The sequence below is a fragment of the Pseudomonas sp. GB2N2 genome, from assembly GCF_054897705.1.
The window spans coordinates 2,265,425-2,286,150 of record NZ_CM142701.1 but is presented as its reverse complement, the minus strand read 5'-3'; the positions used below and the strand labels follow the sequence as shown (position 1 = coordinate 2,286,150).

At 61.1% G+C, this 20,726-nt stretch carries 16 protein-coding genes and 3 pseudogenes; 10 read left to right on the top strand and 9 right to left on the bottom strand.

The genetic code is table 11. The annotated features are described in order from the left end of the window. Positions 1–15: 15 nt before the first annotated feature. The 3 genes and pseudogenes from ACYZT4_RS10370 to ACYZT4_RS10360 form a co-directional block, all read right to left on the bottom strand. On the bottom strand, positions 16–429 hold the full coding sequence (locus tag ACYZT4_RS10370) for a VOC family protein (protein ID WP_461987499.1): 414 nt from the start codon (positions 427–429) through the stop codon (positions 16–18). 152 nt (positions 430–581) lie between these two features. Beyond that, positions 582–776, bottom strand: a pseudogene (locus tag ACYZT4_RS10365) (TetR family transcriptional regulator); the annotation flags it as partial. A gap of 26 nt (positions 777–802) precedes the next feature. After that, a complete protein-coding gene (locus ACYZT4_RS10360; protein ID WP_461987498.1) occupies positions 803–1,654 on the bottom strand; it encodes a 3-hydroxybutyryl-CoA dehydrogenase in 852 nt (283 codons plus the stop codon). Positions 1,655–1,820: 166 nt separating this feature from the next. On the opposite strand from ACYZT4_RS10360, the gene ACYZT4_RS10355 reads away from it, so the two are divergent. The 3 genes and pseudogenes from ACYZT4_RS10355 to ACYZT4_RS10345 all read left to right on the top strand — a co-directional run bounded on the left by ACYZT4_RS10355 (position 1,821) and on the right by ACYZT4_RS10345 (position 5,591). Continuing rightward, positions 1,821–2,849 (top strand): AraC family transcriptional regulator, encoded by a 1,029-nt coding sequence (locus ACYZT4_RS10355; protein WP_461987496.1) that lies wholly within the window; start codon positions 1,821–1,823, stop codon positions 2,847–2,849. Positions 2,850–3,018: 169 nt separating this feature from the next. Further along, positions 3,019–3,614: pseudogene (locus tag ACYZT4_RS10350) on the top strand (DUF6338 family protein). A 162-nt stretch (positions 3,615–3,776) separates the two neighbouring features. After that, positions 3,777–5,591 carry an ABC transporter ATP-binding protein gene (locus ACYZT4_RS10345; protein ID WP_461987494.1) on the top strand — a complete coding sequence of 605 codons (1,815 nt, stop codon included), beginning with the start codon at positions 3,777–3,779 and terminating at the stop codon, positions 5,589–5,591. A 3-nt stretch (positions 5,592–5,594) separates the two neighbouring features. On the opposite strand, the gene ACYZT4_RS10340 is transcribed toward ACYZT4_RS10345, so the two are convergent. The 3 genes from ACYZT4_RS10340 to ACYZT4_RS10330 form a co-directional block, all read right to left on the bottom strand. Beyond that, entirely contained in the window at positions 5,595–6,551 is a 957-nt protein-coding gene (locus tag ACYZT4_RS10340; RefSeq protein WP_461987492.1) for an alpha/beta hydrolase, read from the bottom strand. 96 nt (positions 6,552–6,647) lie between these two features. Next, positions 6,648–7,646 (bottom strand): NAD(P)H-quinone oxidoreductase, encoded by a 999-nt coding sequence (locus tag ACYZT4_RS10335; RefSeq protein ID WP_461987490.1) that lies wholly within the window; start codon positions 7,644–7,646, stop codon positions 6,648–6,650. Positions 7,647–7,709: 63 nt separating this feature from the next. Next, the gene (locus tag ACYZT4_RS10330; protein ID WP_461987488.1) at positions 7,710–8,921 is read right to left on the bottom strand and encodes a YbfB/YjiJ family MFS transporter; all 1,212 of its coding nucleotides are present in this window, start codon (positions 8,919–8,921) and stop codon (positions 7,710–7,712) included. A 112-nt stretch (positions 8,922–9,033) separates the two neighbouring features. Between ACYZT4_RS10330 and ACYZT4_RS10325 the strand changes: the two genes are divergently transcribed. Next, positions 9,034–9,909, top strand: coding sequence for a LysR family transcriptional regulator (locus tag ACYZT4_RS10325; protein WP_461987486.1), 876 nt, complete (start codon positions 9,034–9,036; stop codon positions 9,907–9,909). A gap of 51 nt (positions 9,910–9,960) precedes the next feature. On the opposite strand, the gene ACYZT4_RS10320 is transcribed toward ACYZT4_RS10325, so the two are convergent. Beyond that, positions 9,961–10,683: a pirin family protein gene (locus ACYZT4_RS10320; protein WP_461987484.1), complete on the bottom strand. Its 723-nt coding sequence runs from the start codon at positions 10,681–10,683 to the stop codon at positions 9,961–9,963. A gap of 198 nt (positions 10,684–10,881) precedes the next feature. Here ACYZT4_RS10320 and ACYZT4_RS10315 point away from each other — a divergent pair, with 198 nt between their 5' ends. Continuing rightward, positions 10,882–11,832: a GlxA family transcriptional regulator gene (locus ACYZT4_RS10315; protein ID WP_461987482.1), complete on the top strand. Its 951-nt coding sequence runs from the start codon at positions 10,882–10,884 to the stop codon at positions 11,830–11,832. A gap of 178 nt (positions 11,833–12,010) precedes the next feature. Continuing rightward, on the top strand, positions 12,011–13,456 hold the full coding sequence (locus ACYZT4_RS10310; RefSeq protein ID WP_461987481.1) for an ATP-binding protein: 1,446 nt from the start codon (positions 12,011–12,013) through the stop codon (positions 13,454–13,456). Positions 13,457–13,573: 117 nt separating this feature from the next. On the opposite strand, the gene ACYZT4_RS10305 is transcribed toward ACYZT4_RS10310, so the two are convergent. Further along, positions 13,574–16,378: an ATP-binding protein gene (locus tag ACYZT4_RS10305; RefSeq protein WP_461987479.1), complete on the bottom strand. Its 2,805-nt coding sequence runs from the start codon at positions 16,376–16,378 to the stop codon at positions 13,574–13,576. A gap of 337 nt (positions 16,379–16,715) precedes the next feature. Between ACYZT4_RS10305 and ACYZT4_RS10300 the strand changes: the two genes are divergently transcribed. The 3 genes from ACYZT4_RS10300 (at position 16,716) to ACYZT4_RS10290 (ending at position 19,665) form a co-directional block, all read left to right on the top strand. Beyond that, on the top strand, positions 16,716–17,291 hold the full coding sequence (locus ACYZT4_RS10300; RefSeq protein WP_461987477.1) for a flavodoxin family protein: 576 nt from the start codon (positions 16,716–16,718) through the stop codon (positions 17,289–17,291). Between the two features lie 30 nt (positions 17,292–17,321). Continuing rightward, positions 17,322–18,146 (top strand): alpha/beta fold hydrolase, encoded by an 825-nt coding sequence (locus tag ACYZT4_RS10295; protein ID WP_461987475.1) that lies wholly within the window; start codon positions 17,322–17,324, stop codon positions 18,144–18,146. 76 nt (positions 18,147–18,222) lie between these two features. Beyond that, positions 18,223–19,665, top strand: coding sequence for a catalase (locus ACYZT4_RS10290; protein ID WP_461987473.1), 1,443 nt, complete (start codon positions 18,223–18,225; stop codon positions 19,663–19,665). 150 nt (positions 19,666–19,815) lie between these two features. On the opposite strand, the gene ACYZT4_RS10285 is transcribed toward ACYZT4_RS10290, so the two are convergent. After that, positions 19,816–20,241, bottom strand: coding sequence for a helix-turn-helix domain-containing protein (locus tag ACYZT4_RS10285; RefSeq protein WP_461987471.1), 426 nt, complete (start codon positions 20,239–20,241; stop codon positions 19,816–19,818). A gap of 152 nt (positions 20,242–20,393) precedes the next feature. Between ACYZT4_RS10285 and ACYZT4_RS10280 the strand changes: the two are divergent. Next, positions 20,394–20,698 (top strand): annotated as a pseudogene (locus ACYZT4_RS10280) (MBL fold metallo-hydrolase); the annotation flags it as partial. Between the last annotated feature and the right edge of the window lie 28 nt (positions 20,699–20,726).

The window sequence follows — 20,726 nt, the reverse complement described above, 5'->3', positions numbered from 1 at the left end:
ACAAGGAGTGGCGGTTCACTGATCCTTTTCGCAGTTGACCATCCACGACACACCGAACCGGTCCACCAGCATCCCGAAGCGCGCCGCCCAGAAGGTCGTCTCCAAGGGCATTTGCACGCTGCCGTCTTCGGCCAGTGCATTGAAGACACGCTCGGCCTCGGCAATGCTATCGACATTCAGCGATACCGAACAACCGGCCATGTCATCCGTGGGGCGGTCGGGGGTGGTGTCCGAACCCATGATCGCCTGATCGCCCACCGACAGACGGGTATGGATGATCAGGTTGTGCAGGTCCGCTGGCATGTGCTCGCGTGCCGGGCTCTCACCGAAGGTCATCATGAGGTCGAGCTGGCCTTTCAGGGCTTGGGCATAGAACGTGAACGCGGCTTTGCAGTCGCCGTTGAAGATGAGGTAGGGATTGATTTTCATTGTTTGCTCCCAGAGAGAAAGGAGGGCCGTCTTGCCCTGCTGTCTGTAGGAGCGAGCAAGCTCGCCCCTACACACCTGCATAGCGGTTAGAACCGATAGTTGGCAAGTTTCAGTTAGACGTTTTGTCTATTGAGCCCGCTCGGCTTATGCGTTCAGGCGACTGCGCGAGCAGCCGAAGGCCGCAACAGACGCTCGATGGCCCCCCCGACAAGGTTTTCCAGCAGTTCATCACGCTCCCGTTCATCCAGCGCGTGCGGCGCCAGCGAGCCGGGCGCACTGTTGAGCAGGTTGGCGATGGCGTGACCGGCGGCGAGTTGCGCCGGTTGGCTGAGGCGCAATCTGGTCCCGGTACTCGGCAAAACGTGAGCAACGCTCAGGCATAGGCATGGAAGCCACGCCCCGTTTTGCGTCCTAGGTAGCCGGCGGCGACCATTTCCTTGAGCAGCGGTGCGGGGCGATATTTGCTGTCGTTGAAGCCGTCGTAAAAGGCTTCGAGAATCGCCAGCACGGTGTCCAGTCCGATCAGGTCAGCCAGCGCCAGCGGGCCGATGGGCTGGTTGCAACCCAGGCGCATGCCGGCATCGATGTCGTCGGCGCTGGCCAGGCCTTCCTGAAACACCAGGATCGCCTCGTTGATCATCGGCACCAGAATCCGGTTGACCACGAAGCCCGGACGATTGCCGGCGGTGATCGCGGTTTTGCCGAGGGTGGTCGCCATGTCCAGCGCCAGAGCGTGAGTTGCGTCGCTGGTTTGCAGGCCGCGGATCACTTCGATCAGGCCCATTACCGGCACCGGATTGAAGAAGTGCAGACCGATAAAGCGCTCAGGCTGGCTGACGCTGGCGGCGAGCTGGGTGATGGACAACGACGACGTGTTGGAGGCGATCACACAATCGGCGCCGACCTGCGCGGCGATCTGTTGCAGCACGCGCAGTTTCAGGTCGAGATTTTCGGTGGCCGCTTCGATCACCAGTTGTGCGTGGTGCAGGCTGCTGTAATCGGTGCTGGTGCGGATCTTGTCGAGGGCGGCGAGCTTTTGCTCCGGCGTGAGCGCTTCCTTGGCAATCTGCCGATCAAGATTTTTACCGACGGTTGCCAGCGCCTTTTGCAGCGCGCTCTCGGAAATATCGATCAGGGTTACGTTGAACCCGGCCAGGGCACAGACCTGCGCGATACCGTTGCCCATGGTGCCCGCGCCGATCACGCCAATGTGTTGCAGATTCATGTACCTGTCCTTGCGATCAAACCCTGCGATACCTTGGCCGCCGTAGCGGTCGAAGGCGTACTATTGGCCGCGAGTCTAGAACCGGCGGGACAGTTGTCCTATGCCGGAACTGTTCAACGGTGCTGGTGTTTTTTGCCACTCGGATGATGGGGAGCGAAGCGATCAGATGCGGGAAAAGGACACGGTGGCGGCCTACTTTGTGCGGGCGATGATCCATGGGCTGGGGGATAATCCGCAGCAATTGAGGGCTGCACTGGACCAGGCCGGTATTGACCCCGGGTTGATCGAGCAGCCACTGGCGCGAGTGCCGGCCAGTGCGTTCGCAGCGTTATGGCTGATCCAGATCCGCGAGCTGAACGACGAATTCTTTCGCCTCGACTCCCACGGCATGCCGCCCGGCAGCTTCGCCCTGATCTGCCGCGCCTTGATACAGGAACCCGACCTGCACAAAGCCATGCGCCAGTGCCTGAACAACTTTGCCTTGTTCCTCCATGACTACCGCGGCACGCTGACGGTGCGCGGCAAACGTGCCGTCATCAGCCTGGACACCCGCGCGCAAAACGATGATCTCGCCCGTTTTGGCGAAGAGACGTTCCTGGTGCTGATGATCAGCCTGCTGTGCTGGCTGGGCGGGAGGCGAATCCCCATCGACCGCGCGGACTTTCGTCATGAACGCATGTCCCTCAGCGATGACCGTTTGCTCTGGGGACCGAACCTGACCTTCGGTGCCGAACGCACTGAAATCGAATTCGCCAGCCACTACCTGCGCTTGCCGGTGGTTCAAGACCTCGCCTCGCTGAAAGTATTCCTGCGTACCGCACCGCAATGGCTGGTGATCCGCTTCCGCAACCAGCACGGCCTCGCGTCGCAGGTCCATCAGCGTCTGCGCAGCAGCCATTACAGCCAGTGGCCGACCTTGCAGGCGTTCGCCCTGGAACAACACCTCAGCCCCAGCACCTTCCGGCGCAAGCTGGAGCGGGAAGGGTGCTCGTACCAGGAGATCAAGGACGAGGTGCGGCGCGGGGTTGCGTTTGAACAGTTGCGTCAGAGCCAGGCCAGTATTGGCGATATTGCCGAACAACTGGGTTTTCAGGAGCCGAGTGCGTTTCATCGGGCCTTCAAGAAGTGGACGGGGGAGAGTCCGGGACGCTATCGGGCGCGGTTTTTGGAACACCTGACGTCGGATTTGGATTGAGTTTTTGTCCTTTTATTATTGGTTGAATGTAGGAAAATTTTTCGCTTGTAGTCCCGTTTGTAGTCCTGAAATTTCTGGTGGCGAACGCACTTCAGCAGTGGATGACACAGGCCGTTGAGGTGCTGTATTTATTTGCCTCAGGTCGAACTTTTCAATGGATTGAAACGGCATGGATGGCTTGGTCAAGGACGTGATTCCGTTACTGCAATATTTGCTTCCGGGATTTTTAGCAACCTGGATTTTTTACTCGCTCACGGCGTTCAAGCGTCCGGATACGTTTGGACAGATCGTCCAGGCGCTGATTTTTACGTTTGTGATTCAGTCGCTGGTGGTCGGTTTGGAAGGGCTGTTGATATGGGTCGGAGAGCGGTTTTTTTCGATCGGTGAGTGGGACAGGAAGTCCGAGGCTTTATGGTCGGCAGTGATTGCGGTGGTAATGGGGTTTCTGTCGTGCCACGTCGCGAACAGCGACAGGCTTCATGCGTTACTCAGGACGCTGGAAATCACCATCCAAAAATCGTTCCCTTGCCAGTGGTACAGTGCTTTTTCATCGAGACAGGAATTTGTAATATTGCATTTGATTGATGGAAGGGATCTGTCTGGCTGGCCAAGCGAATGGCCATCGGAGCCTGCAAACGGGCAGTTGTTCTCGAGTTCCCTCGCTGGATAGATAGCGACGACACTCCGTTACCTAGCAGGGCCAATGCCGTTGTGATTGACGCATCGAAGGTGCAGTGGGTCGAATTCGCAATAACGACAAGGTGATCAAATGACATGCAGAGCACCACAAGAAATGCCGCCTGAGTTGAGGCGAATGATGGAGGAATGGGAAAATGGTGGTCCACCTCCTCCCGGATTGGTGATTCCAATCGGCGCTCCACCTTCAAGAAGAGAATACGAGAAACCGCGTAGGCGCAACCGATAAACATGCCAGCGGCCCTTTCTCGTTTCACCTCATTGCTCGACCAAGCCAGACGCGCCTTGCTCCTTGTCTGGTCCACCTCGCGCGCGTTATTTCTCGGCCTGGTGCTGGCCACCCTGATCGCCGGCATGCTCCCGGCACTGGCCGCCTGGCTGGGCCAGCGCATTGTCGATGCGGTGGTGTTCGCCATGCAGTTGCATGCGCAGCAGGGCAGTGCGCCGCTGTGGCCGGTTGTGCGTTACGTGCTGTTTGAAGCGGGTGTGCTCGCGTTGTTGTCCGGAGCCCAGCGCGCGCTTTCAGTCCAGCAGTCGCTGCTGCGGGTGCAGCTGGGGCAGAAGGTCAACACGATGATTCTGGAGAAAGCCCAGACGTTGTCGTTGGTGCAGTTCGAGAACTCCGAGTTCTACGACAAGCTGGTTCGGGTGCGACGCGAGGCGTCGACCCGGCCGCTGGCATTGGTGATGAAGTCGTTGGGATTGATCCAGAACCTGATCGTGCTGATCAGCTTCGGCGTGTTGCTGGTGCATTTTTCACCGTGGGCACTGGTGTTGCTGGTGGTTGGCGCTTTGCCGGTGTTCTTTGCGGAAGCGCATTTCTCCGGTGACGCCTTCAGGCTGTTCACTCGCCGTGCACCGGAGAGTCGGCAGCAGAGTTACATCGAGACGCTGCTGTCCCATGAGGCGTACATCAAAGAGGTCAAACTGTTCGGTTTCGCGCCGCTGCTGTTGCAGCGCTATCGCGATACATTCTCGCGTCTTTACGCAGAGGACCGTCGACTGACTTTGCGCCGGGACGGTTGGGGTTTTGTTCTGGGGTTGCTGGGTACCGGGGCGTTCTATCTGGCCTACGCGTGGGTGGTGGTCGACACCGTCCACGGCAGCATCACCCTGGGCCAGATGACCATGTATCTGGTCTTGTTCAAGCAGGGCCAGTCTGCGGTGAGCAGCAGTCTGAGTGCCATCAGTGGTCTCTATGAGGACGGACTGTACCTGTCGAGTCTTTATGAATACCTCGCCGAACCTGTCGTCGCGGACACTGGACACCTCACCGTGGGTGCGCTTCCCGGCGACGGTTTACGTTTCGAAAATGTCGGGTTTCGTTATCCGGGCGCGAGTCGCGCCGCGCTGGAAGGTATCGACCTGCACCTGGTGCCGGGGCACAGCGTGGCACTGGTGGGCGAAAACGGATCGGGCAAGACCACGCTGATCAAGTTGCTGACCCGGCTGTATCGTCCTGATCAGGGGCGCATCCTGCTGGACGGCAGCGATTTGCAGGCGTGGGAAGAGGATGCGCTGCGGCGGCGCATCGGGGTGATTTTTCAGGATTACATTCGTTACCAGTTTTCCGTTGGCGAGAATATTGGCGTTGGTGACACCCTGGCGTTCAACGATGAGCAGCGCTGGCAGGCTGCTGCCGCTGAAGGCATGGCCGCCCCTTTCATCGAACGACTGGACCGGGGGTATGCCACGCAGCTGGGCCGATGGTTTGCCGGCGGGCAGGAGCTGTCCGGCGGGCAATGGCAGAAAATTGCCCTATCCCGCGCGTACATGCGCCGGGACGCCGACATCCTGATTCTCGATGAGCCGACCTCAGCCCTCGACCCGGCAGCGGAAGCAGCGGTGTTCGAGCATTTCAGCGAGCACACCGAGGGCCGAATGACGCTGCTGATTTCCCACCGGTTTTCCAGTGTGCGCAATGCCGACCACATTATCGTGCTGGATCAGGGCGCGATCCTTGAGCGCGGTGACCACGACAGTCTGGTGGCGGCGGGTGGGCGTTACGCGCAGTTGTTCAACTTGCAGGCGCAAGGTTATCGCTAAGCGTCAGGAGTCCTGCGCGCTTCGCGTCAGCGCGGGTCCAGCGATCTGCGGCGGCTTTGTTTTCATCAAGCCTTCAAGCGCCTGGCGATACTGAGTTCCACCCAGGCTCATGCTGTTGTTGTGTGTTCCGCCCGGCACCAGCAACAGGCGTTTGGGTTCGCTGGCGGCGTTGAATAACTGCTGGCTGAAACGCGAGGGCATGAATGGGTCAGCCAGGCCATGCACCACCAAGAGTGGCATGTCGATGTCGACGATCTTGTCGATGGAGTCAAATTTCTGCGACAGCAACCAGCGCACCGGTAGCCATTTCACCGGCAGGTTGCTTTCAGCCACTTGCGCCACGGCATCCCCCAGCGACGTGAACGTGGACTCGATCACCAGACCACGCACCGGGACGCCGACGTGGTTTTTTTTTGCCTGCGCAGCCAGGTCTGCTGCAAGGTCTATGGCCACGGCGCCGCCGAGGGAGTGGCCGTAGATCAAACGCTTGCTGGCATCCGGTTGCATGGTGATGAAACGGTCCCAAGCGGCTCGGGCGTCTTCGTACACACTGGCTTCCGACGGCAAGTCACCTTTGCTCTGGCCAAAGCCGCGGTAGTCGATAGCCAGCACGGAATAGCCCATCGCCCGTAACTGCTCAATCCGAAACGCCTGGCCGGTGAGGTTCCAGCGCACGCCATGCAGATAAAGAATCGACGGCGCGTCACGCCGCGCGGCGGGCCACCACCAGGCATGCAGGTTTTGCCCACCTTTGAAACTGGCTGGCTTGATGTCGAATTCTTGAACATCGTTGGGCAAACCGCGATACCAACCGGCAGTGCCCGGTTCGATGCGAAACAGCAGTTCGCGTTCCGTATGCTGAAGCACGCCGCAACTCACGGGCAGGCCGACGATCAACGTGGCCATGCACAACGCCGTCAACCAGCGGCGGCGCAAAAGTGAGAGAAGTGAGAAGGGCATGGTCGGTTTTACCGGTCATTAAGACTGAAGTTCGGGTTGTAACAGAAGCGGTCGGACGGCGGGAACATTTTAGACCGCCGCGCATTGATCCCGTCGTCACTCCACCCGCAACACAATCTTGCCAATATGATCACCCGCTTCCATCCGCGCATGCGCCTGCGCTGCCTCGGCCAACGGATAGACCTTGTCGATCATCGGCAAACAACGCCCGGCGGCGAGAACCGGCCAGACATATTCGCGCAGTTGTTCGGCAATCGAGGCTTTTTCTTCCACGGTGCGTGGGCGCAACAGAGAGCCGGTCACGATCGCGCGTTTGGCCATGATCGCCAGCAGGTCCACGTCTTTGGCATGGGCGCCCCCGAGAAACCCCAACATGACCAACCGACCTTCCATACCCAGCGCCGTAATATTCGAATTCAGGTACGAGCCGCCCATGATGTCGAGGATCACATTGACGCCTTTGCCAGCGGTTTTTTCCTGAATCACCTGGGCAAAATCCTGGTCGCGATAGTTGATCGCCTCGGCGCCGAGCTTGCGGATCGCCGCGCATTTATCCTCGCTACCCGCCGTAGCAAAGGCCTTGACCCCGAACTCGCGGCACAACATCAGGGCCGTCGTACCGATGCCGCTGGTGCCACCGTGGATCAACGCGCGCTGGCCCTTGCTGGCGCCGCCCATGTCGAACAGATTTGCCCATACGGTGAAGAAAGTCTCAGGCACCGCCGCCGCGTGCACCCAATCCATGCCTAAAGGAATCGGCAGCGTCTGGCCGGCAGGGGCGACGCAGTATTGCGCGTAGCCGCCGCCGTTGGTCAGTGCGCAGACGTTGTCGCCAACGATGAACTCGCTGACGTCTTTACCCACTGCGACCACTTCACCCGCCACTTCCAGGCCGGGGATCGGGCTCATGCCGGGTTTCATCGGGTACTTGCCGGACCGCTGGATTACGTCCGGGCGATTGACCCCGGCGGCATGCACGCGAATCAACACTTCGCCCGCGCCGACGTTGGGCAACGGAACCTGGCGCGGCTTCAACACCTCGGGGCCGCCAGGTTCGGTGATTTCAATCAGGGTCATGGTGGTGGGCAGATTCATGGAAGCGTCCTGTCGGGAAGTGAAGGTGTTCAGTAAGTGGGACCAAATCGAAGTGTCAGTGACTCAGTTCAGTGCCGGTTGCAGCCGATCGTCCCGGCTCACCAGGCGCATGCCCTGTTCCAGCAGCAACGCTACAACAATCGCACCCGCCGCAATCAAGAACAACAGTCCGTGATGGCCGCCGCTGGCATTGAACAGCGCCGAATAGGCGAAACCGGCGATCGCCTGGAAAGTGGCGAACGACACGGTGGCGCGGCTCCAGGCAATTTGCTGCTGATGATGGTGGGGGATCAACTCGTGAACCCGGGCCAGTGCCAGCGGTACGATGCCGGGCGGGAACGAACCGAGGACCACCGCCAGCATGGCCAGCGCAGTGAACGAACTGGAGCTCGACAGCAGGCCGACGGCGATGGCTTGCAGCACCAGTACCAGGCGAATGCTCAGGCGGGCGCCCAGTTTGTCCGCGAGAAAGCCGTAGCTCACCGGCCCGAGAATCGCGCCGACGCCGTACATCACCCAAATCAGTGCGCCCACGTGCGACCCGGCGCCAAGCCCGCGGGCGACGTAATCCACCAGGAACACCATGGCCGGCACCAGCCCGGCGGCCATGAACGCGTATTGGGCAAACAGCAGGTACACCCGTGGATCGGTCGGCGTCTTCGTGTCGTCAACCGACGAAACCACCGTTGTCGCAGGTGCGGCGGACGGCCAGCCGAACCAACTGGCGGCGGTCAACACCAGTGCCAACACGCCGAGGCCGAACCAGGTGTCTTGCAGCCCGAGGCTCAGCAGCGGCGGAACGAGGGTCCCCGAGCCGGCAATGCCCAGGCCGATACCCAGAAAGATCGCACCGCTGGCCAATCCTCGACGAGAGGTCGGCACATGCGGCAGCACGGTCGCGGCCACCAGCACCATGATTGCGCCACCTGCGATGCCAGACAGCAGGCGCCAACCGAAGAACCAGCTCACCGACAACGGAAAGCCACACGCGAAGAACGACAGCGTCACGGCCACCATCATCAGGCGCAGGGCGCTTTTGTTAGACGTTTGACGGGCCAGCGGATGACCGATCAAGGCGCCGATCAGGTAGCCCACCAGATTGGCGGCGCCGAGGTAGACCACGTCGCTGGCGGAAAACCAGTGAGCCAGGATCAACGAAGGAATCAGCGGCGTGTAGGCGAACCGCGCCAGGCCGATACTGACGAGGCTTGCGAAGAGGCCGGCGAATATCGGCAGCCAGATCGCGTAGCGCGGGGTGGTGGATGTGCTGAGCATGGGCGCTCTCCAGTAGGGTTTTCTCTGGCGCCCAGCTTATCCAGATTCGTTGATGCAAATACGCAGCGAATTTGCGCTATGGTGATGCGTATATGCATCAATGGAGACTCGTATGAATTGGGATGATGCGCGGGTATTTCTCGCGGTGTGCCGAGAATCGACGCTGCGGGGCGCAGCGCGGGTGCTGGGGGTCGATCAGGCCACCGTCGGCAGACGCATCGCCGCGCTGGAAAAGTCGTTGAGTGCAACGCTTTTTTTGCGCACTTCCGAGGGCTATGCGCTGACAGCGGTGGGTGAAGCGGCATTGAAGGCCGTGGAAAAAATGGAGCACTCCGCGCTGGAATTGCAGCGCCAGATTCAAGGCCTGGACGACCGTTTGACCGGTATCGTGCGGGTGAGCACCACGGATTCCATGGCCATCGATTTCGTGATTCCGGCCATTGCCCGTTTGCATGCGCTGCACCCAGATGTGCGGGTGCAACTGGATGCCTCGACGCAGATTCTCAGCCTGTCGAAACGCGAGGCCGACATCGCCGTGCGCAACACCCGCCCGGACAACCCGGACTTGATCGCCCGGCGCATTGCGCGCTGGCCCGTGGGGCTGTTTGCGTCGCAGCAATACTTGGACGCCCACGGCGTGCCCGAGCCGGGTTCGGCATTCGAAGGGCATGACCTGGTGGTGTACCAACCGTATTTGCAGGCCAACAAGGACATGACGCTGGTGTCGGAACCGCTGGGGCGCGGGCGCATTGTGTCGAGCCTGAGTTCCAGCCTGCTGGTGCGCCGAGCGATTGCCGCCGGGATCGGACTGGGGGAAATGTCGGTGAACATGGGCGAAAGGGAAGGGCTGGTCAGGCTGTGGCCGGAGCGCACCCGACCGGTGCCGTATGACGTGTGGCTGGTGACCCACGCCGACTTGCGGCATACGGCGCGGGTGCGCGCAGTCATTGATGAAATTGTCGCGGTGTTCGCCGGGACGGGCGACTAACCCCCACAGCCGGGCGCAGGCTTCGCCAGCTGTTTCAGGGAAGGTTTCAAGTTACGGCATTTCTGGCAGTTCTTGCGGACGCAAGTCAAACACCAGCACTTCCGCATCGACGCCATTGCTCAGCGTCAGCAACTGCTCATCCCGCACCCGCACGCCATCGCCTTCCTGCAACTGCATGCCATTGAGTTCGACGCTGCCGCGCGCCACATGCACGTAGGCATAGCGATTGGCGGCCAGTTCGAGGGTGGCGCTTTCCTTGCCATCGATCAGCCCGGCATACACCCGTGCATCCTGGCGCACCTTCAGCGAACCGCTTTTCCCCTCGGGGGAAATAATCAGTTGCAGACGACCGCGTTTTTTCTGAGTGCTGAAATGCTCTTGCTGGTAGCGCGGTTTGGCGCCGCTGACCTCCGGCACAATCCAGATTTGCAGGAAGTGCACGCCACGGGTCGCCGAGTGGTTGTACTCGCTGTGCGCCACGCCGCTGCCGGCGCTCATCAGTTGCACGTCACCGGGGCGGATCACCGAACCGGTGCCCAGGGTGTCCTTGTGTTCCAGGGCGCCTTCGAGCACATAGGAGAAAATCTCCATGTCGCGGTGCGGGTGCTGGCCAAAGCCTTTACCGGCGGCGACGCGGTCGTCATTGATCACCAGCAGATCGGAAAAACCCTGTTCTTTCGGGTTGCGATAGTTGGCGAAGGAAAAGGTATGGAAGGACTTCAACCAACCGTGATTGGCCGCGCCGCGATCGGAGGCTTTGCGAAGGGTCAGCATGATGAAATCTCCTGTGGGGACGGTGATTCGTCCGAGTGAGGAGAAGGTTAATGTTTATCTGCTGGCGCAATAAGTAGATGGATATTGAAATACTGTCCCTTTGAAGTTGACAATAATAGGCAGGCTGTTCGTGCAACACTCGGCCATAATGCACAGCACAATCTGCGATCCTTTTTTGACCTCATTGATGTGTACCCCATGAAAACCGTGGCAATGGTGCTGTTCCCCGACTTCCTCCTGCTCGACATGGCCGGGCCCATGGAGGTGTTTTCCATCGCCAACCGTTACCTGGCCCCGGCTGAGCGATATGAACTGTCGACCATCGGCACCGAACCGTACGCATTGCGTGCCTCCAACGGCGTTAGCGTTCACGCCGATGTGCACATCGATCAGGCGGACCAGGCGTATGACCTGTTGCTGGTCCCGGGCGGCCCCGGTGCCTATAACGAAAAACACCCGCCATTGCTCGAATGGCTGCAGCGTGCGGTCACCCGCTCAGGCCGCTACGGTTCGATCTGCACCGGCGCCTTCGTGCTCGGTCATGCCTGTCTTCTCGACGGGTATCGCGTGACCACGCACTGGCATTACACCGAACGGCTGATCAAGGGGTTCCCGAAGGCGACGGTGGAGACCGACCAGATTTATGTGCAGGACCGCAACCTCATCACCTCCGGCGGCGTGACCGCTGGCATCGACCTCGCACTCGCCGTGGTCGCCGAAGACCATGGCAAGAAAGTCGCCCAGGACGTAGCCAAAGTGTTGTTGGTGGTGATGAAGCGACAGGGCGGCCAGGCGCAATTCAGTCCGTTGATGGCCGCCGTCTCGCCCCATGAAACACCGGTGACGCGCGTACAGAACTACGTGCTCGAGCACCTCGACGAAACGTTCAGCATTGAGCGCATGGCCAGCCTGGCTACCATGAGCCCGCGGCATTTCGCACGGGTGTTCGCCCGGCAGGTGAACATGACCCCGATGGAGTTCCTGCAAAGTGCGCGCATCGACTGCGCCCGCAATCTGCTGGAAACCAGCGAGCTCCCGCTCAAGACCGTGGCCTTCAAAAGCGGCTTCGGCAGTGTCCGGCACATGCGCTTCCTGTTCAGTGAAAAGATTGGATTGACCCCGACCCAATACCGCGAACAGTTCAGCTAGAGCCTTGTTGTCCGTTGCGGGCATCGGGATGGCCGTAATGCTCCCACCGTGGCAGTTGTTCCGTCACCGAGGCCTGCCAAGATACGGTGAACTCTTGTCGATGGAGGCGAGCGAGTCAGGTGCGCAACGAATTTTTGCTGTTCGTTGAGGCGCCTGGGGTTCGCACACGTGAATGAGCATGAACAGCGTCAGAGACATAAGCTGCGACGCGGTGCTGCAATTTGGCCCCTACGCCTTCCACCTGCAGCAACGGTTGATTCTGGACGGTGATCGGCCGCTGCGCATGGGCGGGCGAGCCCTGGATATCCTGCAGGTGCTGGTCCAGCGCGCGGGCACAGTCGTCAGCAAAGACGAACTGATCGCGCTCGTCTGGCCAACGTCCGTGGTTGAGGAAATCAACCTGCGCGTGCACATCGCCGCACTGCGCCGCGCCTTGGGCGACGGGCAGGACGGACGACGCTACATCGTCAACATCCCCCAGCGCGGCTACAGCTTTATCGCCGCCGTGCAGCAGGTGCCCGCCTGTTCGCTGGCGTCGATCGAGACCGTGCAGAAATCCCAGCACAATTTGCCCGCGCGGCTGACACCGGTGACGGGCCGTGACTCGATCGTCGGCAGCCTGGTCCGACAGTTGCCCGTGCGGCGCCTCATGACCTTGGCCGGACCCGCCGGCATCGGCAAGACTACCGTGGCGTTACGCGTCGCCGAGTTGCTCTTGCAGCATTATCGGGAGGGCGTCTGGCTGGTGGACCTGGCGGCGATTGACGACCCCGCGCAGGTGGTCGATCAGCTGACACGGTCCCTCGAACTGGACGTCGGGACCACCCTGGATGCCCTGGCGCACTGGCATGCGTTGCTGGTGCTGGACAACTGCGAGCACCTGCAAGTGCGCTGCCGCGCACTGGTTGAAGAATTGCTGGTCGCCGCGCCGCGCCTGTCGATCCTGGTGACCAGCCGCGAGCCGTTGCAGGCGCTGGGAGAAACGGTCCAGCGTTTACCGCCGTTGGCGGTGCCACCGGCGTCGGCGCTGCACAGTGTCGCTGAGGTCATGAGCTATTCGGCGGTGCAGTTGTTCGTCAGTCGCGCCCGCGCCCGTCAGCAGGGTTTTGCCCTGCGCGAGCAGGACCTCAAGACGGTGCGCGAAATCTGTCGCCGCCTCGATGGCTTGCCCCTTGCCATTGAACTGGCCGCCGCACAAATCGATGCGCTGGCGCTGGTGGGCTTGCAAGCCCAACTCGACAACTGTTTCCAGCTGCTGACTCAAGGCCGGCGCACCGCTGTGCCACGCCATCAAACCCTCGAAGCGGCGCTCGATTGGAGCTATGAACAGCTGAGCCCGTTGGAGCAAACCGTGTTGCAGCGTCTGGCCGTGTTCAAAAAAGCCTTCACCCTGGACGCGGCAATTGGGGTACTTGACTGCGCGGCATTGTTGCCCGGCCGTCTGGTCGAGGTAGTGGAAAGCCTGGCGCTCAAATCATTGCTGTCGCTGGAGCAGGGCAGTGGCCTGAGACGCTATCGATTCCTCAACACCACGCGCAGCTACGCTCTGGAAAAACTTGAACACAGCGGCGAACTGCGGGCCTTCGAAGTGCGTTACGCCCACTACATCAACCGCCCACGCTGAACGCTTTGAGGAGCGAGCTGGCTCGCGATCGACGTTAACGATCACGCGTTCTTTCTGGATAAACGCGTCGCCTTTACGACCACCGCGAGCAAGCTCGCTCCTACAAGGGTATGGGTTTCAGGCAGGTATCTGGCTCTGCAACTCGTCGAGTAACTGGCGGACTTTCCTCAAATCCGGTGTGGCAAACCCTTCGGTAAACCTGTTGTAGATCGGTGCCAGCAGCGTATGGGCCTGGCGGTGCCGACCTTGTCGTTGCCAAATCTGCGCCAGCGCGGTGGCGCTGCGCAGTTCCCACGCCAGCGCGCCTTGGTGTTTCGCGATATTCAACGCGCGGATCAGCGCGGCTTCAGCAGCGTCGGTCTGCAACGGGCAATCCTGCGCCAGCAGTGCTTGCGCCCGGGCACGGAGGATTTCCGCGGTGCTCCAGCCCGCCGTGCCGGTGTCTGCCCGTTCCAGCAAGGCGTCGTCGACGAACGCGCTGTCGAGCGTGACCATGATGTCCTTGATCAAGCCCTTGGCGGGCTGAAGAGGCAGCTGTGTTTCGCTGCGGTCGATCACCTGCGCATAGTGGCGGGCCCACGTGGAGAACAGCAGCACCGAATGCTTCTGCGCCTGCTCCAAGAGGAGGCGCAAGAGTTCGCGTGCGGTTCGGCTGTCGCCATTGTAGTGAGCGATCAGGCAGCCGGCCAGCGCCAGGGTGTAGCAGATGGACGTGCCGTGGTTGATCTGGATCGCGATGTCCAGCGCCTGCCGGGCGGTGCGCCAGGCCTGTTCCGGTTGACCCTGCAACCAGAGGATGCGCGCCAGAATCGTCAGCGAAGCAACGCTCTGATCGTATTGCACGCCGAAGCCGTGAGTGAAGCGGTTGAGATGCCCGCTCTGGGCCATGCGCTGCAGCACCTGCTCGGCCATCAGCCGCGCCTGTGGCTGGTCCCCGGAAAAGTGCAGCGCCAGCACCCGCAAGCGATGGGTGCTGAGGGACAGCATCGCATCGCCGTGCAGCCCCAACCGGTCAAATTGCTGACTCTGCTCCAGGGCCGTCTGATAGTTTGCGCAACTGAGATTGACCGCCATGTGCCCGGACACCGCCCGCAATTGTCCGGGCAGATCGTTGCACTGTCGGGCCAGGATCCTGGCACTGACGAACGCCTCGACGGTCTCCTCGTCGCCGCCCAAGGAGTGATAGCAGGAACTGCCGAGGGCCAGCTTCAGGGTCATTTTCAGCTGAGGGCAGGGCTCGGGTGCGGCGTCCAGCAGGGCCAGCGCCCTGCGCACGTACATGCCGTGTTCCTTGAGCAGCGACAATTCCTGCCACAGCGGCGTGGACGTCGCGGTCAGGCGGATCGCCATGGCCTGTGGACCTTGCGTATTCAAGCCCCAGTCGAGCGCCGAGCGAATGTCTTCCAGACTGCGGGCATAGCGCTCGATCCACGTCCCCGTCGGAATCAGTTCCCAGTCATGCTGGGCCTGATCCATCAAGGCCAGGCACCGTTCAGCGTGGCGTACACGGGTCCCCGGCAGATCCTCTGTCTGGTCGAGTTTTTCCAGGGCATAACTGCGGGTGGTGTCGAGTAGGCGGTAGAACACTTCTTCATCGCCGACTTCCACGTTCAGCAGCGACTTGGCCACCAGTTGCGTGATCGAGCCAAACACTTCACGGGGGGCGATGTGTTCGCCGACAATCACCGCAGCCGCCGATTCCAGGGTGAAACCACCCCTGAACACACCCAGTCGCCGCAAGCAGGTCTGCTCGCAGGCACTGAGCAGCTCGAAGCTCCAGTCCAGCGTGGCGCGCAGGGTCTGGTGACGGCCCGGATGGGTCTGACAGCCTTGGGTAAGCAGGCGAAAACTGCCTTGCAGTTGTGTCAGCAATCCGCTCACACCCAGATTGCCGACTTGCGCGGCGGCCAGTTCGATTGCCAGCGGAATACCGTCCAGGCGCCGGCAGATTTCAATCGCGAGCGGCAATTCGTCATCGCTCAGTTCGAAGCTATCGTGGCTGGTCATCGCCCGTTCGAGAAACAACTGCAGGGCCGAAAAACTCAGTGCTTGAGTGCGGTCGAGCATCGCGATGGGCGGGGGGCAGTCCAGTGACTCCAGGCGCTGGACGAATTCGCCTTCGGCCCGCAGGCTCTCGCGGCTGGTGGCCAGAATGTGCACCTCGGGCGCGGCGCGCAGGATGCTTTCGCACAGCAGGGCGATGGCGTCGATCAGGTGTTCGCAATTGTCGATCACCAGCAGCATTTGCCGGTCACGTAAAAAAGCAGCGAGCCCGCTCATGGGATCGGGGTCGTGCAAGGACAGTTCGAGCAGCGTGGCCAGGTGAGCACTGATCATTGCCGGATCGGCGATCGGCGCCAGGTCCAGCAGACGAATGCCGTCGCGGTAGCGCCCGATCAGTTGCTCGGCAACACGCAGGGCGACGGTAGTCTTGCCAATCCCGCCGGGGCCGACGAGGGTGATGAAACGCTGGCGGGACAACTGCACCATCACGCTGTCGACGATGGACTTGCGGCCGATCATGCGGGTCCGCCGCACCGGCAGGTTGTGGCCGCTGGGCGCGGGTGCCTGGTCTGCCGCAGGTTGTTCGACGTGCTCAAGCGAATACGGCGCGACGAAACTGTAGCCGCGCTGGGCCACGGTGACGATGTAGCGCTGGCCGGCCTGGCCGTCGCCGAGGGCCTTGCGCAAGGCGGCCATGTGCACCCGCAGGTTGATGTCCTCGACCACGCTTTTGGGCCAGACCCGGGCGATCAACTCCTGTTTGCTGACCACATTCCCGGCGTGTTCCAGCAGGATCAACAGAATGTCCAAGGCCCGCCGGCCCAATCGCAGGGGCTGGTCAGCCTCCATCACCAGACGTTGTCCGGGATAGATCCGGTAAGGGCCGAAATGGAGGGCCTGTTCGGGGGGATGGGTCAACGTGTCGCTCCTGCTTGCAGCCGTCTGGTTCGCGGTTTCCGAGCATATTGGTAAGGTTTGCTCATTCGCGCAATGCGCTGGCCTGCTGACTGTCGGGTGTTCAGTTGGACTGCCGGTTCCGATCTTCTGTGCAGGTTGCGTTTTTACTGGGTGCGACGGCTGTACAGACGGTGTCGGGGCTTTTGGCGCGCCAGGGAAAATTAACAACGTTTAACTCGTCCTGCGTCTGGTCTACGCCCAAAACTCTGCTTCTTCAACTTCCACCGGTCAGTCGCGCGTGCTTCCACAATGGGGCGGTGTTGTTGCAAAGGGATTTATTCGTCATGAGGACGCCGGAATGAGCAACGTAGTGGTGGTCTATCACAGTGGCTACGGGCACACCCGCGTCATGGCCGAGGCCGTGGCTCAGGGTGTGGAACGGCACCTGGGTAGCACCTGTCTGCTGATTTCGGTCGAGGACGTGGATCGTCACTGGGATCGGTTGCACCACGCCGACGCGATCATCTTCGGCGCCCCAACGTACATGGGCAGCGCCTCTTCGCCGTTCAAGGGCTTCATGGAAGCTACCGCCGCGTTTTACCTGGCCCAGCCCTGGCGCGACAAATTGGCCGCCGGCTTCACCAACTCTGGCTGCCTGTGCGGCGACAAACTTAACACCTTGCTGCAGATGGCCGTGTTCGCCGCGCAGCATTCGATGATCTGGGTCGGCCTCGACCTGCTGCCGGCGCGCTCCGGCACCGGGGTGTTCGACGGACAACTGAACCGCCTTGGCAGCTCGCTCGGCGCCATGTCGCAGTCGAACGTCGAACAGTCCCCCGAATTCGCCCCGCCCGCCGAAGACCGCTGCACCGCCGCGCATCTGGGCGAGCGCGTGGCGCGCCTGGCTGAACGCATGAGCCACCCACCGGTTTGATCCATCCAACACTCGCTAAGGAGATATCCCATGAGCACGTTCACCACCCGAGACGGCACCGAGATTTACTACAAGGATTGGGGCACCGGTCAGCCCATCGTCTTCAGCCACGGTTGGCCGCTGAACGCTGACAGTTGGGAATCGCAGATGATCTTCCTCGCCTCCAAAGGCTATCGGGTGATCGCCCACGACCGTCGTGGCCATGGCCGTTCCAGCCAGCCCTGGACCGGCAACGACATGGACACCTACGCCGATGACCTGGCGCAGTTGATCGAGCTGCTGGACCTGAAGGATGCCGTGCTGTTCGGCTTCTCCACCGGCGGCGGGGAAGTGGCACGCTACATCGGTCGCCACGGCACCGGACGCGTGGCCAAGGCCGGGCTGATTTCCTCGGTGCCGCCGCTGATGCTCAAGACCGAAGCCAACCCGGGCGGCCTGCCGCTCGAGGTGTTCGACGGCATTCGCCAGGCCTCCCTGGCCGACCGTTCGCAGCTGTACATCGACCTCGCCAGTGGTCCGTTCTTCGGTTTCAACAAACCCGGCGCCAAACCGTCGCAAGGCGCTATCGACTGGTTCTGGATGCAGGGCATGACCTCCGGCCACAAGAACGCTTATGACTGCATCAAGGCGTTCTCCGAAACCGACTTCACTGAAGACCTGAAAAAATTCGATATCCCGACGCTGGTGGTGCACGGCGACGCGGATCAGGTGGTGCCGATCGAGGCGGCCGGCATTGCGTCGGCAAAACTGGTCAAGGGTTCTACGCTGAAAGTCTACCCCGGCGCGCCCCATGGCTTGACTGACACCCACAAGGATCAGCTCAACGCTGACCTGCTGGCGTTCCTCAAGGGTTGATGCACCCACGGCGCGGGCGTAGATCCGCGCCGTTTTTTTTGCTCCTGATGAGCGGCAATCCTTCGAGAACATCACCATGAAAAAGCTGACCAACGCCACCGGTGCACCGGTGGCCGACAACCTCAATATCCAGACCGCCGGGCCCCGTGGACCGGCGCTCTTGCAAGACATCTGGCTGCTGGAAAAACTCGCCCACTTCGACCGCGAACTGATCCCCGAGCGACGCATGCACGCCAAGGGTGCGGGCGCCTACGGCACCTTCATCGTGACCCATGACATCACGCGCTATACCAAAGCCAATATCTTCAGCGCCGTGGGTAAAGAGACGCCGCTGTTCGTGCGTTTTTCCTCGGTGGCCGGCGAGCGCGGTGCGGCGGACGCCGAGCGCGATATCCGTGGCTTTGCCGTGAAGTTCTACACCGACGAAGGCAACTGGGACATTGTCGGCAACAACACGCCGGTGTTCTTTTTCCGCGACCCGCTGCGTTTTTCCGACCTCAACCACGTGGTCAAACGCGACCCGCGCACCGGCCTGCGCAACGCCACCAGCAACTGGGATTTCTGGAGCCTGCTGCCCGAGGCGTTGCACCAGGTGACCATCGTGATGAGCGATCGCGGGATTCCCACCAGCTTCCGCCATATGCACGGCTTCGGTAGCCACACCTTCAGCCTGATCGACCGTGACAACAAACGGGTGTGGGTGAAGTTCCACTTCGTCTGCCAGCAGGGCATCGAAAACCTTTCGGACGCCGAGGCCGAAGCAGTGGTCGGCAAGGACCGCGAAAGCAATCTGCGGGACCTGTACGAAGTCATCGAGCAGGGCAATTTTCCGCGCTGGAAACTGTGCATTCAGGTGATGGAAGAGGAGCAGGCGCTCAACTATCGCCACAACCCGTTCGACCTGACCAAGGTCTGGCCGCACGCGGAGTTTCCGCTGATCGACGTGGGCGTCATGGAGCTTAATCGTAACGCCGAAAACCATTTTGCCGAGATCGAGCAAGCGGCGTTCTCGCCGGCCAACGTGGTGCCGGGCGTCAGCTTCTCGCCGGACCGGATGCTCCAGGCGCGGCTGTTTTCCTATGGCGATGCCCAGCGCTATCGCCTGGGGGTGAACTTCAATCACATCCCGGTTAACGCACCGCGCTCACCCGTCCACAGCTACCACCGCGACGGCGCCATGCGCACCGACGGCAATCTGGGTGGCACCGCGAGTTATTTCCCCAACAGCGTGGGCGAGTGGCAGGATTCGCCGGAACTGTCTGAACCGCCATTGGCGCTGGAAGGTTTTGCCCAGCACTATGATCATCGGTTGGAAGAGGACCATTACGAGCAACCGGGCAACCTGTTTCGATTGCTCGACCCGGTGCGTCAGCAACTGCTGTTCGACAACACCGCACGGGCCATGAACGGCGTGCCACAGGCGATTCGTCAGCGCCATATCGACAACTGCACCAAAGCTGACCCGGCGTACGGGTTTGGCGTGGCGGAGGCGCTGGAACGATTGGTTCCGTTGGGGTAACACAACCGCGCTCTGTAGCAGCTGTCGAGCTTGCGAGGCTGCGTTCGAGGACGTAGTCCTCGCAGCTCCTGGCGACTGCTGCGCAGCCGAACGCAAGCTCGACAGCTGCTACAGAGCCGAACGCAGCCGCTACAAATCCGGTGTTGAGTTTTATTGGGCGTGAGGTTGGGTGGTGGGGATGGAGCGCACCGTGCGGCAGCGCCAGGCAAACGGGTTGATACCTTCGCTGCGGGTGAAAATGTGGCAAAAATGCGCTTGATCACAGAAGCCACATTCGAGGCTGATCTGCGTGAGGCTGAGGTCGGTGCTCTGGATCATTTGTTTGGCCAGGGCAATGCGTTGCTGGCGGATCCAGTCCTGGGGTGAAAGGCCGGTGCTGCACTTGAAGGCGCGGGAGAAATGACTGCGCGAGAGCGCGCAGGCGCGTGCCAGTTCGGTCACTTCGACGGTTTCGCCCAAGCGTTCGAGTATCAATTGCTTGGCCAGGCTTTCGCGCCACGGGGTCAGGCCCCCGGTGTTTTTCTTTGGCGTGTCAGTGACGGCGACGCGAGCGACGTTTTGCTGAGAAGGAGCCATGACAAATGTCCGTGTCGGTGAGCTTCATTCTTGGGCGCGGTGCCCTGGCAGGCGAGTTAAACGTTGTTAATTCTGCAGCGGCGCAGTGGCGAACAACGTGGCTGACTCAGCACATTGCTGCAATTTTCAGAGGGCCGGGCGCGTGCATGATCAGTACCACCTATCGCTTCACCTCGCAGGGCCAGAGCACTCTGTTCATGCGCGATCTGATGCATAACCTCGCCGTGCAGTTCCTGCACCCGGAAGTCTCGATTGGATTTGACGTCAACAGTCAGCAGGCGATCAAAAGCCGCGCCAACGTCTTCAGTGATGCTGCCGCCAGCAAGACCTGGATGACGGCGGCGCACTTGCCGTTCCGGGCATCGGCCACATTGCCGCAGAAGGTAAACACTTCCAATGGGTGCCGGTCGAATACGGGCCTTACAAACGTGCGGCCAAAGTCCCGCTGATCGAGTAAAGTCCGCTGCACTCACAAGGAAATCGTG